The 365-nt window shown below is 72.6% G+C and carries 1 pseudogene; it reads right to left on the bottom strand.

The features are described from left to right. Nucleotides 1-303, bottom strand: a pseudogene (locus FVA95_RS29550) (ISL3 family transposase); the annotation flags it as partial. Between the last annotated feature and the right edge of the window lie 62 nt (nt 304-365).

Raw genomic sequence — 365 nt, 5'->3', positions numbered from 1 at the left:
CTTCAGCGCCGCTGCCGACCGTCCGGGGACCAGGTCGAGCAGCCGGGCTCGGCCTCGACCCGCGACGACATCGGTGAGGTCGGTGATCACGGTGACGAACCCATCGCCGTCGGCGCCGAACACGTGCGCCCACTTGTGCTCGTCGACCCCGATCACGGTGACGCCGTCCAGGCGTGCCGGACCGGCGCCCAGCAGCAGCGCCTCGGTCGCGGTGACCGCGACGCTGTTCACGGTGTCCCAGGAGCGGCCCAGCTCGCGGGCGACCGCGGCGACGGTGGCCTTGTCGATCGCCAAACGCCGCAACACATACTCCCCGCACCGCCGCGTCGTCGACGCACCCGGACGGGCCAGGGTCGACGTGTCGT

Source organism: Pseudonocardia sp. EV170527-09 (genome assembly GCF_008369905.1).
Classification (GTDB): domain Bacteria; phylum Actinomycetota; class Actinomycetes; order Mycobacteriales; family Pseudonocardiaceae; genus Pseudonocardia.
Note: the sequence above shows the minus strand (reverse complement) of the source record. Positions and strands in the feature narration are given on the sequence as shown.